The 14,270-nt window shown below is 58.9% G+C and carries 15 protein-coding genes; 7 read left to right on the top strand and 8 right to left on the bottom strand.

Annotated elements, in window-relative coordinates; all coding sequences use genetic code 11:
• Positions 1-2 precede the first annotated feature (2 nt).
• Positions 3-1,382 (bottom strand): phosphomannomutase/phosphoglucomutase, encoded by a 1,380-nt coding sequence (locus CARG_RS01740; protein ID WP_020975667.1) that lies wholly within the window; start codon positions 1,380-1,382, stop codon positions 3-5.
• Between the two features lie 60 nt (positions 1,383-1,442).
• A complete protein-coding gene (locus CARG_RS01735; RefSeq protein ID WP_041747265.1) occupies positions 1,443-1,874 on the bottom strand; it encodes a DUF3499 domain-containing protein in 432 nt (143 codons plus the stop codon).
• A gap of 87 nt (positions 1,875-1,961) precedes the next feature.
• Here CARG_RS01735 and CARG_RS01730 point away from each other — a divergent pair, with 87 nt between their 5' ends.
• Complete coding sequence (locus CARG_RS01730; RefSeq protein ID WP_041746895.1) at positions 1,962-2,390, top strand: metallopeptidase family protein; 429 nt, start codon at positions 1,962-1,964, stop codon at positions 2,388-2,390.
• A 67-nt stretch (positions 2,391-2,457) separates the two neighbouring features.
• On the opposite strand, the gene CARG_RS01725 is transcribed toward CARG_RS01730, so the two are convergent.
• The 3 genes from CARG_RS01725 to CARG_RS01715 all read right to left on the bottom strand — a co-directional run bounded on the left by CARG_RS01725 (position 2,458) and on the right by CARG_RS01715 (position 5,197).
• Positions 2,458-2,763 carry a WhiB family transcriptional regulator gene (locus tag CARG_RS01725; RefSeq protein ID WP_041746894.1) on the bottom strand — a complete coding sequence of 102 codons (306 nt, stop codon included), beginning with the start codon at positions 2,761-2,763 and terminating at the stop codon, positions 2,458-2,460.
• Positions 2,764-3,207: 444 nt separating this feature from the next.
• Positions 3,208-4,287: a mannose-1-phosphate guanylyltransferase gene (gene manB / locus CARG_RS01720; protein ID WP_020975663.1), complete on the bottom strand. Its 1,080-nt coding sequence runs from the start codon at positions 4,285-4,287 to the stop codon at positions 3,208-3,210.
• Between the two features lies 1 nt (position 4,288).
• Positions 4,289-5,197 (bottom strand): glycosyltransferase family 2 protein, encoded by a 909-nt coding sequence (locus tag CARG_RS01715; RefSeq protein ID WP_041746893.1) that lies wholly within the window; start codon positions 5,195-5,197, stop codon positions 4,289-4,291.
• A 136-nt stretch (positions 5,198-5,333) separates the two neighbouring features.
• Here CARG_RS01715 and CARG_RS01710 point away from each other — a divergent pair, with 136 nt between their 5' ends.
• The 6 genes from CARG_RS01710 (at position 5,334) to CARG_RS01685 (ending at position 12,088) form a co-directional block, all read left to right on the top strand.
• Entirely contained in the window at positions 5,334-6,962 is a 1,629-nt protein-coding gene (locus CARG_RS01710) for an LCP family protein (protein ID WP_020975661.1), read from the top strand.
• 54 nt (positions 6,963-7,016) lie between these two features.
• A complete protein-coding gene (locus CARG_RS01705) occupies positions 7,017-7,658 on the top strand; it encodes a TIGR03089 family protein (protein WP_020975660.1) in 642 nt (213 codons plus the stop codon).
• 13 nt (positions 7,659-7,671) lie between these two features.
• Positions 7,672-8,733 carry an ABC transporter ATP-binding protein gene (locus CARG_RS01700; protein ID WP_020975659.1) on the top strand — a complete coding sequence of 354 codons (1,062 nt, stop codon included), beginning with the start codon at positions 7,672-7,674 and terminating at the stop codon, positions 8,731-8,733.
• An 85-nt stretch (positions 8,734-8,818) separates the two neighbouring features.
• Positions 8,819-10,087: an ABC transporter substrate-binding protein gene (locus CARG_RS01695; RefSeq protein ID WP_020975658.1), complete on the top strand. Its 1,269-nt coding sequence runs from the start codon at positions 8,819-8,821 to the stop codon at positions 10,085-10,087.
• 123 nt (positions 10,088-10,210) lie between these two features.
• Complete coding sequence (locus tag CARG_RS01690) at positions 10,211-11,209, top strand: carbohydrate ABC transporter permease (RefSeq protein WP_020975657.1); 999 nt, start codon at positions 10,211-10,213, stop codon at positions 11,207-11,209.
• A gap of 63 nt (positions 11,210-11,272) precedes the next feature.
• A complete protein-coding gene (locus CARG_RS01685) occupies positions 11,273-12,088 on the top strand; it encodes a carbohydrate ABC transporter permease (protein WP_041747262.1) in 816 nt (271 codons plus the stop codon).
• Here the strand turns inward: CARG_RS01685 and purE are convergent.
• From purE to CARG_RS09510, 3 genes are read right to left on the bottom strand one after another with little or no spacing between them, the layout of a single operon-like run.
• A complete protein-coding gene (gene purE / locus CARG_RS01680; RefSeq protein WP_020975655.1) occupies positions 12,085-12,600 on the bottom strand; it encodes a 5-(carboxyamino)imidazole ribonucleotide mutase in 516 nt (171 codons plus the stop codon). The genes CARG_RS01685 and purE overlap by 4 nt on opposite strands.
• A 2-nt stretch (positions 12,601-12,602) precedes the next feature.
• Entirely contained in the window at positions 12,603-13,784 is a 1,182-nt protein-coding gene (locus CARG_RS01675) for a 5-(carboxyamino)imidazole ribonucleotide synthase (protein WP_020975654.1), read from the bottom strand.
• Between the two features lie 11 nt (positions 13,785-13,795).
• Complete coding sequence (locus CARG_RS09510) at positions 13,796-14,248, bottom strand: YdbT family protein (RefSeq protein WP_020975653.1); 453 nt, start codon at positions 14,246-14,248, stop codon at positions 13,796-13,798.
• Between the last annotated feature and the right edge of the window lie 22 nt (positions 14,249-14,270).

Genomic DNA, 14,270 nt, shown 5'->3' with positions numbered 1-14,270 from the left:
ATTTAGGCGCGGATGATGCCCAGAATCTCTTCGACGAGAGCATCAACCTGCTCAGATGTTTCGCCTTCAACATTGAGGCGCAGTAGCGGTTCGGTGTTGGAGGCACGAATGTTGAACCAAGCGGGCGTGCCCTTCAGATCCACCGTGACGCCGTCGAGGGTGTCTGTGGACTCGATGCGGTCGGCAAATGCATCAAGCACGGCCTGGGTGCGCTCTGCACCAGCCTCTGCGCTGGCCAGGCGAGAATTAAGCTCGCCGGATGCAACGTAGCGTTCGTAATCTTTCATCATGACGCTGAGCGGCTGTTCCTGGCTACCCAAGGCAGCTAGGACGTGCAAAGCGGCCAGCATGCCGGAATCCGCGTTGAAGAACTCGCTGAAGTAATAGTGGGCAGAGTGCTCGCCGCCAAACACAGCACCGGTTTCGGCCATCTGTGCCTTGATGAAGGAGTGACCGACGCGGGTTCGCACAGCGGTGCCGCCCTTTTCGGCGATGAGCTCGGGCACGGCCTTGGATGTGATCAGATTGTGGATGATGGTTGCACCCGGATTATCAGCCAAGTAGCGTTCGGCGACGATGGCGCACACAGCGGAGGGGCTGACGGCCTCGCCGCGTTCATCGACGACGAAGCAACGATCGGCGTCACCATCAAAGGCCAGGCCAATGTCTGCTTTTTGCTCGACGACAAAGCGCTGAAGATCAACCAGGTTGGAGGGCTCCAACGGGTTGGCTTCGTGGTTCGGGAAGTTACCGTCAAGCTCGAAGTACAGGTCGACGATCTCAATGGGCAGGCCCTTGAAGACTTCCGGAACAGTCAAGCCGGCCATGCCGTTGCCTGCGTCCACGGCGACCTTCAACGGGCGGATGTTGCGCAGGTCGACCAGCTCGCGCAAGTACTCGGCGTAGCTGCCGAGCATGTCGCGGTCCTCGATGGTGCCTGGGGTGGACCCGTAGGGCTCCACGCCCTGGACTAGGTCGTCGATGATGGTCTTCAAACCACTGTCTTGGCCGACGGGGCGGGCACCTGAGCGGCACATTTTGATCCCGTTGTATTTCGCAGGGTTGTGGCTAGCGGTGAACATGGCGCCGGGGCACTCCAGCACACCACTTGCGTAGTAGAGCTCGTCGGTGGATGTGAGGCCGAGGGCAATAACATCCAGCCCTTGGCTTGCTACGCCCTCGCCGAAGGCTGCGGACAGCTGAGGCGAGGAATCGCGCATATCGTGGCCCACCGCGACGACGCGGGCACCTTCGGTTCGCATGAGACGGCCGAAGGCCGCTCCGGTTTCACGCATGAAGTCGGCGTCAAAACCATCTTCGCCGACGACACCACGGACGTCGTAAGCCTTAATGACGGCCTCGACGGATTCGCGAGTGCGCATTATTCTCCTCAAATATGGGACGATTGACCCCACTAGCCTAGTAGGTTGTGGCGAGGTTGTTTAATCCTCGTCCGAAGACACCAAGCGCAGGTGGCCGCGTTCGCCCTTGCCGGAGCGCTGGCTCGCGTCTTTGGTGGCGTTGCGATCTGTGCCTTGTTTCGCATTGTGCGCGGGGTGGCTACTGCGGTACTCGGTTGCGGGGCTGTCGGCGACCAAACCACTGGGGTGACGTACGGCTTCGCGTACTGCCTTTGCTAGCGCCGTGAGGTCATCGTCATCGTCGTCGATGGTGATGTCGTCTACTCGTAGAAGCTCCCATCCAAGGGGGGCTGTAATTTTTTCGGCGTGATGCTCGCAAAGGTCCCAGCTATGGGGTTCGCTTGTCGCAGCCAGGGGGCCGACCACTGCTGTGGATTCGGCATAGGCGTAGGTGAGCGTCGCTACGGCGGGTTTGCCGCAGCCGGGGCGGGAACAACGTCGGAATTGACTCACGTCCGCCAAGTCTAGACCTGAAGTTGAGAGTCTGCATTCGGCGCGCCGAACACTGCCCCCACCGGTTACCGGTTTAACCTTGAGGCCATGAGAAATCGCCATGGTGTCCGGGGTCCGGTCTTGCCCCAAACCGTGCCGATATATAAAAGCCGAAGCGATCTTTTTGACGCCGCGGTGCTGGAGGCTTACGGCCCGATCGCTCGGAAATTTCCGCAGCAGCTGGAATCTATTGACGTCGCAGTGGATTTGATCCCCCGCATGCGCTTCATGGAGATCTATCCCGAAGAGGTAATCTCTGACGGCCCGGTGCCATTGGGACGCGTTATCCCGGCTGGTGTCGACCATCGCGGTAAGCCCACGCGTGCACGTTTGGTTGTCTTCCGGCAGCCTATAGAGCAGCGGTGCGCCGATTCAAAGGAACGCGCCGAGTTATTGGCCTATGTATTGACATCCCTTGCGGCGACATATCTTAACGTTGACCCGAGCGTCATCGACCCCGATTTTGAGCGCTTCTAGCCCCCACCGGGCCGGCCCAATACCTGGTGAAGATATAGAAAAACCCGCAGTGACTGCGGGTTTAATTTTAAGAAATCTGCTTTTTCAAGCGGCGGCGCTCACGCTCAGAAAGCCCGCCCCAGATTCCGAAACGCTCATCGTTGAGTAGTGCATACTCCAGGCATTCATCGCGAACCGAGCAGGCTTGGCAAATGCGCTTGGCTTCGCGGGTGGAGCCGCCCTTTTCTGGGAAGAAAGCCTCTGGATCTGTTTGAGCGCAGAGTGCATATTCCTGCCACTCTTGCTCGACAGCCTGGAACAATGCGTCCATTCTGGCCACACCTCCAGTAGTGCGTGCACTACGGAGAGACGCGTCGTTTGCAAAGTCTTCCACGAACGCTCCTCGCTCCTAGCCGGGAAACCCAGTCTCTACCGAATCCTTGACCACATGCCGATCGGGCGGGCGGAAAATATCAACGATAGGTTTATCAACATCTAGTGGAGCCAGTCTACATATAAACCAGCTCTGTTACACAAATGTGATTACACACCCCCAGAGGGTGACACGTCAAGAAAAAAAGACAATCTTCCCCAAAACCTGGGGAAATGCCACCGCACTGAGTTCACAGCAATCACACAAGCCCCAAGAGAAACTTTTTTCCACTTCCCCTCGCAGGCACCCCTGCCGACCGGGGGTAAAAGCAGGGGCACTACATATAGTGGCGCCCCTGGATAAAAAATCAAGATACAGATGCGGCTCATTGAACCACACCTGTTAGGGCAGCCATTGGCAAACCGATAGTCGCATGCGAAAGCAACAACGAGCCGCCGTCTGAGCTTAAGCGTCGGTACTAAAACGAATACCTGCGTCCGGAATGACAACCCCGGGCCACACGCGCATCCCGTTGCGCAACTCGCAGCGCGCACCAATCTGCGCACCTTCACCGATCACGGCGTCAACAATTCGCGCGTTAGCGCCAATGTGCACACCAGAAGAAATAATCGAATCCTTGATGTAGGCGCCGGGCTCAACCGTCACGCCGTCAAAAATGACAGAGTCATCAATACGACAACCCGCACCGATCTCCGTGCCACGACCAACCGTCGTACCACCCAGAAGCCACACGCCGTCCTTCACACCGGCAGCCTCATCCACAAGGCACTCCCCCGTGCGGCCCTCCAGCAGAGGAGACGGCGCAATGCCCCGAACCAAATCAGAGCTACCCCGGACGAAATCCTCCGGAGTACCCATGTCACGCCAATACGCGTTATCGACATAGCCAAACACGCGGGCGTCTTCTTCCAAAAGACGCGGGAACACTTCGCGTTCCACACTCACCACACGACGGGCAGGGATTTGCTCGATAATCGAACGGCGGAACACGTAGCAACCAGCATTAATCTGATCGGTCGGCGGATCCATCGTCTTTTCCAAAAACTCAATAACGCGGCCATCACAATCAGTCGGCACGCAACCAAACGCGCGCGCATCAGGCACCCGAACCAAATGCAAGGTCACATCCGCCTGCTTTTCCTCATGGGTAGCGAGCACCTTCGACAGATCCGTGCCCCCAAGCACATCACCGTTAAAGACCATCACGTTGTCGTTACGCAAACGGTCATACACGTTCCGGATCGCCCCGCCCGTGCCCAGCGCAGTTTCCTCAACGACATACTCAATCTCGAGGCCGAGTTCGGAACCATCGCCGAAGTACTCTTCGAAAACCTCAGCATGATAGGACGTACCCAACACAACGTGGGTAATCCCCGCAGCCTTAATGCGGCCAAGCAGGTGCTTGAGAAAAGGTGCGTTAGCGACCGGGAGCATCGGCTTCGGAGTCGACACGGTCAACGGACGCAGCCGCGTGCCCTTCCCGCCGACCAAAATGACAGCGTCGGTACGCGATGCAATATCCATCTCAATTTCTCCTTAAAGTCCTGCGAAGCCGTGCAGAGGCAACAGCCAAGGTTGCGCGGCACTTCAAACCCAACCACAACGCGGCCCTCAAGGGAAAGTGCCACACGGCTGGGTAGCGGTCCGCCTGAAAACGATACGCGCTCTCATGGTGCGCCGGCAGCATCAACTCCGGATGCTCACCAGCCACATGTCCCTTAGCGTGCTCGATGACAGAGGAAGGAACAAACACATTCGACCAACCCGCGCGGCCGAAACGATCCCCCAAATCAACATCCTCCATGTACATGAAGTAGCGCTCGTCGAAACCACCTATCGCCTCAAAGGCATCCCAGCGCACCAACAAGCAGGAACCCGACAGCCATCCGGCCTCATGCTCCACAGTCATATCCTGGTCAGCCTTGTACGCCCGAGTCCACGGATTCGACGGCCACACCCCAGACAACAACGCATGCCCGATACCATTGCCCAACGTCGGCACCGCGCGCGCCGAAGGATACGCGCTGCCGTCCTCTTCCTTAATATATGGGCCGAAAGACGCGGCGCCCGGGTGCCTCGACGCGGCGTCAATAAGCGCATCAATGCTTCCGGGGGAAAAGAGCACATCCGGGTTGGAAATGAGGAAAAACTCACCGTCAATTTCGCACCGCTCGACCCGAGGCTTCAAAGAACGCACCGCACAGTTAATAGCTGCACCGTAACCAATGTTGCCGCCCGTCGGCAGGAACTCAGCCCACTGGTAGCGGCGCTCGGCAGCTTCCGGGGAACCATCAACCGAACCATTGTCGGCCATCACGAGCAGCACATCCCGCTCGGTTGCCTCTGGTATAGACGCGGCGAAGGCATCCAGGTACTCACCTGGAGAATAGGTGACGGTCACGACCGCCAAAGGCGCTTTCGAAGGGTTATTCACCCTTCACAGCGTATAGACTCCCGCGGCGATGTTTAAGCTAACCCGGCCTAAACCGGCCTGCACTGTATACTCCATGTGTCAACCGCACCGCCCTAGCCGCGGTAGCAGAACACAGCACGACCTGGAGACTTTCACCGTGAGTGACGACCGCCCCACCTCCCAACGCCGGACACGCGCCATCCAAGCGCCACCGTCCGTCGACGCTGCGGTGCGACAAACCGGCCCGAAAGGCGTGCGTGCTGTCCTCGCATTCCTCGCCGTCGTCGTACTGGCACTATCCGGTTTCGGCTACTCCGTCTTCGGGTCAGTCACCAACACCGCCCACGACCTCAGCCTCGGTGGAGGCAAAGGCTCTAAATTCGGCCACGCAGCCGACGGCGCCTTGGATATTTTGCTCGTCGGTATCGACTCTCGCACCGATGCTCAAGGCAACCCCCTGTCACCGCAGGAAATCGAGATTCTGCGCGCGGGCGATGAGGAAAACGAAAACACCGACACTCTCATGGTCATCCGCGTGCCCAACGATGGTTCCTCTGCCACCGCGATCTCCATTCCCCGCGACACCTACATTCATGACGACGAATTCGGCAACATGAAAATCAACGGTGTCTACGGGGCGCACAAGTCGGACAAAAAAGCTGAGCTCTTCGATTCCGGCCTCACTGACGAAACCAAGCTGGAAAACCAATCCAAGCAGGCCGGCCGCCAAGCCCTCATCAGTGCAATCAGTGATCTGACGGGCATCACGGTCGACCGCTATGCCGAAGTTGGTTTGCTGGGCTTCGTGCTGCTCACCGATGCTGTCGGCGGCGTTGATGTGTGCCTGAACGAGGCCGTCAACGACGAATTCTCCGGCGCGAACTTCCCCGCCGGTCGCCAGCGCCTCAACGGCCCAGACGCCTTGTCGTTCGTCCGCCAGCGCCACGGTCTTCCGCGCGGTGACCTCGACCGCATCGTCCGCCAGCAGGCGTACATGGCTTCTCTGGTGAACTCCGTGCTGTCGACAAACACGCTGTCTAATCCTTCAAAGCTCAACGAGCTTGGTGACGCCGCGCGCCGTTCGCTGACCATTGACTCCGACTGGGACATCATGGGCCTGGCCACCCAATTGTCAAACCTCGCCGGTGGCAATGTTCAGTTCAACACCATCCCGGTGACCAGCATCGACGGCGTTGGCGACTATGGCGAAAGCGTCGTCACCGTGGATTCTGATCAGGTGCACGAATTCTTCCGCGATCTGCTCGGCCCCAAGGAGAACGCGGAGCAGAAGAACGACAAGAACAATAAGGGAAATAAGGAAGACACCCCAGCTGACCCAATCCTGGGCTTGGATGTGCACGTCCTTAACGCTTCCACCACCACGGGCATGGCCTCGCGCATCGGCACCGCGTTGCAGAAGAAGGGCTACCAGATCGGTGATATCGGAAACGCCCCCGCTGGTTTGTATGCCGAAACGCAAGTGCTCACCGCCGACGCGGATGATCCTCTGGTCAAAGACCTTGCCCGCACGTTGGGCAACGTGCCGATCGTCGTCACGGGTTCGCTGGAAAAGGGCGAAGCTGTGGTTGTCGCGGCAGCTGACTACAACGGCCCCATTGCCAACGACCAGAAGGTCGCAAACTCTGAAGAGTTCCAGGCTGTCGATGATTCCGCCACTGATGGCAGTGCCGGCAGCGGGACGGTTGCTGGTATTCCGGGCACTGAGGAAGAAATTGTCTCCCCCACCATCAGCGCCGGCGGTGACGGCCCACGCTGCGTGAACTGACCGTTCATGTAGTCCGGCGGGGCACGGGGACACCCCGCAACTAAGCTGTGGTGCATGAGTTTCCTCAGCCACCTAGATGACCTCAGCACGCCTCGCCTGACGGTGTATAACGAAGTAGACGGCAGCCGCCTAGATTTTTCCGGCGCCACTCTGGACAACTGGGCCTCCAAAGTGGCGAACATGCTGCGCGACGAATACGACCTCGAACCGGGCGACAGCGTTGGGATGTTGCTGCCCAACGGCTGGGCCTATGCCGTGATCGCCCTTGGCGCGTTGAAGGCAGGCATGCACATTGTTGATCAGCCCCAGGCACTGACGTTTATCAGCGCCCAGCAGGTTGACACGTTTTCTAGTGATGACGCCGAGATGGTCGCCGTGATCAGCGATCATCCGCTGGGCTTGGGGGTCACCGAAACTGGCGGTTCGCTGCCCCAGTGGGCCGAGGATTTCTTCCCCCTCGTGCGCACTTATCCTGACCACTACCCGCACGCGTGCCAACCGTTGCCTGATCTTGTCGGGACGACGAACGACTGCCCTGGGCGGCGCGTGCTGTCCTGTGGATGGTCGGATGCGGCGACATTCCGCGACGTCATTATCCTTCCGATTGCTGCGGGTGGTTCAGCGGTGACCGTGCTTAGTGACGGTGAGGTCAGCGAGCAACGCCTGCGCCACATCCGCGAAGCTGAAAAGTGTTGATACTCTAAAGCACATGGCTGAAGTGCGCTTCGACAATGTCACCATCCGTTACCCCGGGGCGGACTCCCCCACCGTTGAGGGGCTTAATCTGTCGATACCCGATGGGGAGTTTCTGGTGTTAGTGGGCCCATCCGGCTGCGGAAAGTCCACCTCGCTGAGGGCTATCGCGGGGTTGGAAGAGGTGGAATCCGGCGCGATCTACATCGATGGCGAAGACGTCACCGGGTGGGAGCCTGCCCAGCGGGACATCGCCATGGTGTTCCAAAACTATGCCTTGTACCCGCACATGACTGTGGCCGGGAACATGGCCTTCGCCCTTAAGCTCGCGGGTGAAGACAAGTCAGTGATTGAACGCAAAGTCGCGGAGGCTGCGGAGCTTTTGGGCCTCACCCCCTACCTTGATCGCAGGCCGAAGGATTTGTCCGGTGGCCAGCGGCAGCGTGTCGCCATGGGACGAGCGATCGTGCGCAACCCCAAAGTGTTTTTGATGGACGAGCCGCTGAGTAACCTGGATGCGCAGCTACGCGTGCAGACCCGTACCGAGCTGGCTGCATTGCAGCGCCGCCTGGGCACCACCACCATTTATGTCACCCACGATCAGGTTGAGGCCATGACGATGGGTGATCGTGTAGCGGTGCTCAAAGACGGAGAGCTTCAGCAAGTAGCTCCGCCGCGTGAGCTCTATGATCGCCCAGCGAATGCTTTCGTGGCGTCCTTTATTGGTTCGCCGTCGATGTCGTTGATGCCCTCCGAACATCCGTCCCTCGGCCAGGTCATCATGGGTGTGCGCCCCGAGCATGTGCGCGTGGTTGATCCCAGCGCTGCTGGCGAACCTGCTGCCTCTGCGGGCACTGGGTCTGAGGGGGTTTCCCTCGACGTCGTTGTCGATATTGTGGAAGAGCTAGGTTCCGAAAGCTACGTCTATGCCCACCCATCCGGGGGTGGGGATCTCACTATCGTGGCGAAGCTGCATTCTGGCCCCTCACCTGCGCCGGGCACTGAGCTGCAGTTTAAGTTCGATCACGCACACGCACACTTCTTTAACCCCGAAACCGGTGTCCGAGTCGACGCCTGACGCTAAGCTTGCTCACAAGCATCCATTTAGCAGCGCCTAGGTCACACGACCATGGTTGCCGCGCGTCGAGTGGGAAGAAGAACCTATGAAGACCAACCGCAAGATGTTCCGCGCCGTCGCAGCCACCACCCTCGTGGGTGGACTGTTCCTCGCTAGTTGCTCCAGCGACAACAGCAGCTCTGCTCCCGCAACGGACAGCAAGGCATCCGAAGGCACCGCGGACCGCGGCCCCATCACCTTCGCAATGGGTAAGAACGACACTGACAAGATCATCCCGATCATTGAAAAGTGGAACGCAGAACACCCTGACGAAAAGGTTGAGCTCAAGGAGCTAGCCGGTGAGGCCGACGCCCAGCGCGAAACCCTTGTTCAGTCCCTGCAGGCTAAGAAGGACGACTACGATGTCATGGCACTCGACGTCGTCTGGACCGCAGAGTTCGCCGCTAACCAGTGGATCGCTCCCCTGACCGGCGACCTCAAGGTAGACACCAGCGATCTGCTGCAGCCGACTGTTGACTCCGCCACCTACAAGGACACCCTCTACGCCCTGCCGCAGAACACCAACGGTCAGCTGCTGTTCCGCAACACCGAGCTTGCACCCAACGCTCCGGAAAAGTGGCAGGATCTGGTCGATGCTTGTGGCGAGGTTAAGGACAAGGACTGCCTGCTGCTCCAGCTCAAGCAGTACGAGGGCCTGACCGTCAACACCACCGACTTCATGGAAGGCTGGGGCGGCAGCGTCCTCGGCGGTGAAGAAATCACCGTCGATTCCCCTGATTCCCAGGCTGGCCTCCGGGCTTTGGTTGATGGCTACAAGGACGGCGTCATCGCCAAGTCCGCCACCGCCACCACCGAGGAAGAAACCAACCTTGCGTTCGTGGCTGGCGATACTGCCTTCGCCATCAACTGGCCCTACATGTACGACAACGCTGTTGAGTCCGAGGCCACCAATGGCAAGTTCGAAGTCCAGCCGCTGGTCGGCAAGGACGGTGTTGGTACCTCCACCCTGGGCGGTTACAACAACGCCATCAATGTCAACTCCAAGCACAAGGCAACCGCTCTGGACTTCATGAAGTTCATCGTGAACAAGGAGAACCAGACTTCCTTCGCCGAGGCTGCTTTCCCGCCGGTGTTGGCAAGCATCTACGACGACAATGCTCTGGTTGAGAAGTTCCCCTACCTGCCTGCCCTGAAGACCTCCCTGGAAAACGCTGCACCGCGCCCGGTGTCTCCGTTCTACCCGGCGATCTCCAAGGCTATTCAGGACAACGCTTACGCCGCTATCACTGGTGACAAGAGCGTTGAGGACGCCACCAAGGACATGAAGGCTGCGATCGAGAACGCATCCAAGTAGCGCCTCGCACGCAACCTCAGGTTTTTTAAGCCCTGCTCCACTGTTCGGAGCAGGGCTTTTAGCTTGCTATAGAGGGAATGTTGTTACCCGGGTTACGGCTGGCCACGCGGTAGGGTGGAGGGCATGAAACAGTCGCGTTCAGCTGCGCTGCTCATCGCCCCCACGCTGCTTGTGCTGGCGGTGGTGATTGGCTACCCGATCACCCGGGCCATATGGTTGTCCTTCCACGATGATAAGGCCCTTGATCCTGTCACCGGGATGTTTACCGAGAGCGGTTTTGCGGGCTTTGATCACTATATTTACTGGTTGACTCAGCGGTGTATGACCGCCAGCGGCGAGGTTGGCACCTGCCCGTCGGGTGTGATCGCTTCTGATTTTTGGCCGGCGGTCCGGATCACTATTTTCTTCGCGGTTGTGACTGTCGCCTTGGAAACGGTGTTGGGTTTTTGGATGGCGACGGTGATGAACAAAGAGTTCCGCGGGCGCGGCTTGTTGAGGGCTGCTGTGTTGGTGCCGTGGGCTATCCCGACGGCTGTGACGGCGAAGCTGTGGCAGTTCATTTTCGCTCCCCGTGGCATCGTGAATTCTCTTTTGGGTACTGACATTGGGTGGACGACTGACCCGTGGGCTGCTCGTACTGCTGTGATTGTGGCGGATGTGTGGAAGACCACCCCCTTTATGGCGTTGCTAATTTTGGCTGGTCTGCAGATGATTCCGCGGGGTGTGTACGAAGCAGCTCGGGTCGATGGAGCGTCGACGTGGCAAATGTTCCGGTCGATTACTTTGCCTTTGGTGAAGCCTGCGCTGATGGTGGCTGTGTTGTTCCGAACCTTGGATGCTTTGCGCATGTACGACTTGCCGGTGATTTTGGTGTCGGCTAGTTCAAATGCGCCTACTGCGACTATTAGCCAATTGGTGGTTGAGGATATGCGCCAGGGGCATTTCAATTCGGCTTCTGCGCTGTCGACGTTGGTGTTTCTATTCATTTTTGCCGTGGCGTTCGTCATGGTGAAGTTTTTGGGTGCTGACGTCGCGGGGGCTACGCGCCGCACGTCGACTGCGCGTCCACAGGTAAAGCATTCGTTGCCGTCTGGCCCGAGTGTCGTTGAGCTTAAGGGTTAAAGGTGTTGCGTGATGTCTAAAGTGTCTTTTTCTGCTCGTCGGCGTCGTGGGGGGCGTGCGTCGATGGTGCGCACATATGTGGGCGTTGTGGCTATTTTGGTGTGGGGTTTGGCGCCTTTTTATTGGATGTTGGTGACAGCTTTTAGGGATAAGTCGCATACCTTTGATACGACTCCGTGGCCCACGCATGTCACGTTGCAGAATTTTGCTGATGCTCTGTCAACGGATAAGGGTAATGATTTTTTGAGGGCTATCGGCAACTCTTTGTTGGTCGGTGGTGTTACTACCGTTCTTGCGGTATTGGTGGGTGTTTTTGCTGGCTATGCTTTGGCCCGTTTGAACTTTAGGGGCAAGGGTATTGTAACGGGCATTGTGCTCGCGGCGTCAATGTTTCCCGGCATCGCATTGGTTACTCCCCTGTTTCAGTTGTTTAGTGACATTGGGTGGATTGGTTCTTACCAGGCGCTGATTATTCCGAATATTTCTTTTGCACTGCCGCTAACGATTTACACCTTGATTAGCTTTTTTAAGCAGTTGCCGTGGGAGTTGGAAGAGGCCGCCCGTGTGGATGGCGCTAGCCGTTTCCAGGCGTTTCGTTTGGTGTTGCTGCCTTTGGCTGCGCCAGCGTTGTTCACCACCGCAATTTTGGCCTTCATCGCTTCGTGGAACGAGTTCATGTTGGCCAAGCAGTTGTCCAGTGATGCAACTGAGCCGGTGACTGTGGCGATTGCGCGCTTCTCGGGCCCGAGTTCTTTCGAGTTCCCTTATGCCGCGACGATGGCGGCGGGTGCGCTGGTCACGGTTCCGTTGGTGATTATGGTGCTTGTATTCCAGCGCCGGATCGTCGCGGGGCTTACTGCTGGTGGTGTGAAGAGCTAGTCTTGCCCACCGGTGAGTCGACGGCGGAGTGCTTCGTCTTTGCGTAGCACTTCGTCGTTCATTTTTTGTTGGTAGTTTTTCATCTGCTGCAGCAGTTCGGGGTTGGCTGCGGCAAGAATTCGTGCTGCCAGGAGGCCTGCGTTTTTCGCTCCGCCGATGGATACTGTCGCGACGGGTACTCCTGCGGGCATTTGGACGATGGACAGCAGAGAGTCCATGCCGTCGAGGTCTTTGAGTGCCCGGGGGATTCCGATGACAGGCAGGGGTGTTGCTGCCGCGACCATGCCGGGCAGGTGTGCTGCTCCGCCCGCGCACGCGATGATGGCTTTCAGTCCGCGGTCGGCTGCTTGTTCTGCGTAGGCGAGCATGCGCGCAGGGGTGCGGTGGGCTGAGACGACCCCTACTTCGAAGGGGATGCCAAATTCCGCGAGGACTTCGGCGGCGGGTTGGACGGTGTCCCAGTCGGAGTCGGAGCCCATGATCAGGCCGACGAGGGGTGTGGGGTTATTCATGTTTAGTTCCTTCCTTGGGCGTCGTTGATGCCACCAACGACGATTGCTGCTGCCTCGGTGGCGCGCTGGAGGGTGGCGTCGGGGTCTGTTCCGCAGAGGTTGACGTGCCCGACTTTGCGCCCGGGGCGCGCTTGCTTGCCGTAGACGTGCACTTTGACGTCTGGGTAAAGGTTCATGACGTCGCGGGCGCCTTGGGTGTCGCCGAGGGTATTTGCCATCACGACGGTGGGGGCGAGGAGCGATGTGTCGCCTAGTGGCCAGCCGAGGACTGCGCGGAGGTGTTGCTCGAATTGGGATGTGACGGATCCGTCTTGGGTCCAGTGGCCGGTGTTGTGGGGCCGCATGGCTAGTTCGTTGACGAGGACTCGTCCGTCTTTTTCTTGGAAGAGTTCTACCGCGAGCACGCCGGTCACGCCCAGGCTGGTGGCAATGTACTCGGCCAGTTCGGTGAGTGCTTCCAGCCCTGTACCTGCGGGGGCGTCACTGCCCAGGCGTTCGGAAATCCAGGGTTGGGGTAGGGCTGCTGCTGGGGCTTGGGCTGTGAAGCAGACGCCGTCTTTTTGTACGGAGTCCGCCACTGGCCAGGAGCGTACTTCGCCGGTAGCGCTGCGGGCGCACAGTGCTGACAGTTCGCGCGCCAGGTCGACTTTGCGTTCGGCCATCAGTGGGGTGCCGGCGTCCAGTAGTTCGCCTACGAGGGAAACAATGTCCGCACCTTCGGGGAACCACACGCCTTTGCCGTCGTAGCCTCCGCGTCGTGCTTTGAGGCAAACCTGGCCGCCAACCTGGGCAGAAAATGCTAGGGCATCGTCGATACTGTTGATTGCCGCGAATTCCGGAACGGGCGCGCCTAGCTCGCGGAGGCGTTCGCGCATGAGCAGTTTGTCTTGGGCGTATATCAGCGCGTCTGGTCCAGGGTGGACGTTGATTCCTGCGGATTGGAGGGCGCGCAAGTGTTCGGTGGGGACGTGCTCGTGGTCGAAGGTGACGGCGTCGGTGTCTTCTGCTGCTCGTTGGAGGTCTTCGAGGCTTGTGTAGTCGCCGTGGATGACCTCTGGGATTACCTGGGCTGCGGATGCGTCTGGGGAGCCTGCCAGGACGCGCAGGGTGATTCCCAGTTCGATGGCTGCCGGTTGCATCATGCGGGCGAGTTGGCCGTCGCCGATCACTGTCACGTTAGTCACGTATTCCGACTTTAGCCGGTGTAGATTCCCAGCAGTTCATTGATGCGGCGGACGACGGCGCGGTTTTTGGGCACTTTGTGGATGATGTAGGGCCGTCCGTGGTCGATTCGGTGGAGGATGAGTGCCCCGCGGCCACGTTCGACGTGGTCGATGTCGTCGAGGGATATGTCGAGTTCTTCGGCGAACCATCCTGCGCTGCGGTGGTAAACGCGGTAGTCAGTGACGATGATGCGGCGTCGGCGCGTTGTGATGGCCGGGAGTATGAGTCGCCAGAGGATCACGAATGCCCAGAGCGCTACGAGTGCGTTGTGGGCGCGGGGGTCGATGTTGTGGGCGTCGATGTAGCCGATTGCCATCCATGCCAACCCCGTGGCTGCTATTGCCTCCATTAGGGGGTAGAACAGGGAGGTCATGGGGCTGGTTAAGTCGACGAAAGTGTTTTCGTCCTCGTAGGGCACAAACATCTGGTAGTCCGGTTGTTTGCTT

Source organism: Corynebacterium argentoratense DSM 44202 (genome assembly GCF_000590555.1).
In the GTDB taxonomy this organism is placed as follows: Bacteria; Actinomycetota; Actinomycetes; order Mycobacteriales; family Mycobacteriaceae; genus Corynebacterium; species Corynebacterium argentoratense.
Note: the sequence above shows the minus strand (reverse complement) of the source record. Positions and strands in the feature narration are given on the sequence as shown.

What these genes read in the sequence shown, in the direction of transcription:
- CARG_RS01740 (WP_020975667.1), bottom strand. Translation starts at nt 1,382, where the DNA reads ATGCGCACTCGCGAATCCGTCGAGGCCGTCATTAAGGCTTACGACGTC.
- CARG_RS01730 (WP_041746895.1), top strand. Translation starts at nt 1,962, where the DNA reads ATGAGAAATCGCCATGGTGTCCGGGGTCCGGTCTTGCCCCAAACCGTG.
- manB (WP_020975663.1), bottom strand. Translation starts at nt 4,287, where the DNA reads ATGGATATTGCATCGCGTACCGACGCTGTCATTTTGGTCGGCGGGAAG.
- CARG_RS01705 (WP_020975660.1), top strand. Translation starts at nt 7,017, where the DNA reads ATGAGTTTCCTCAGCCACCTAGATGACCTCAGCACGCCTCGCCTGACG.
- CARG_RS01700 (WP_020975659.1), top strand. Translation starts at nt 7,672, where the DNA reads ATGGCTGAAGTGCGCTTCGACAATGTCACCATCCGTTACCCCGGGGCG.
- CARG_RS01695 (WP_020975658.1), top strand. Translation starts at nt 8,819, where the DNA reads ATGAAGACCAACCGCAAGATGTTCCGCGCCGTCGCAGCCACCACCCTC.
- CARG_RS01690 (WP_020975657.1), top strand. Translation starts at nt 10,211, where the DNA reads ATGAAACAGTCGCGTTCAGCTGCGCTGCTCATCGCCCCCACGCTGCTT.
- CARG_RS01685 (WP_041747262.1), top strand. Translation starts at nt 11,273, where the DNA reads ATGGTGCGCACATATGTGGGCGTTGTGGCTATTTTGGTGTGGGGTTTG.
- purE (WP_020975655.1), bottom strand. Translation starts at nt 12,600, where the DNA reads ATGAATAACCCCACACCCCTCGTCGGCCTGATCATGGGCTCCGACTCC.
- CARG_RS09510 (WP_020975653.1), bottom strand. Translation starts at nt 14,248, where the DNA reads ATGTTTGTGCCCTACGAGGACGAAAACACTTTCGTCGACTTAACCAGC.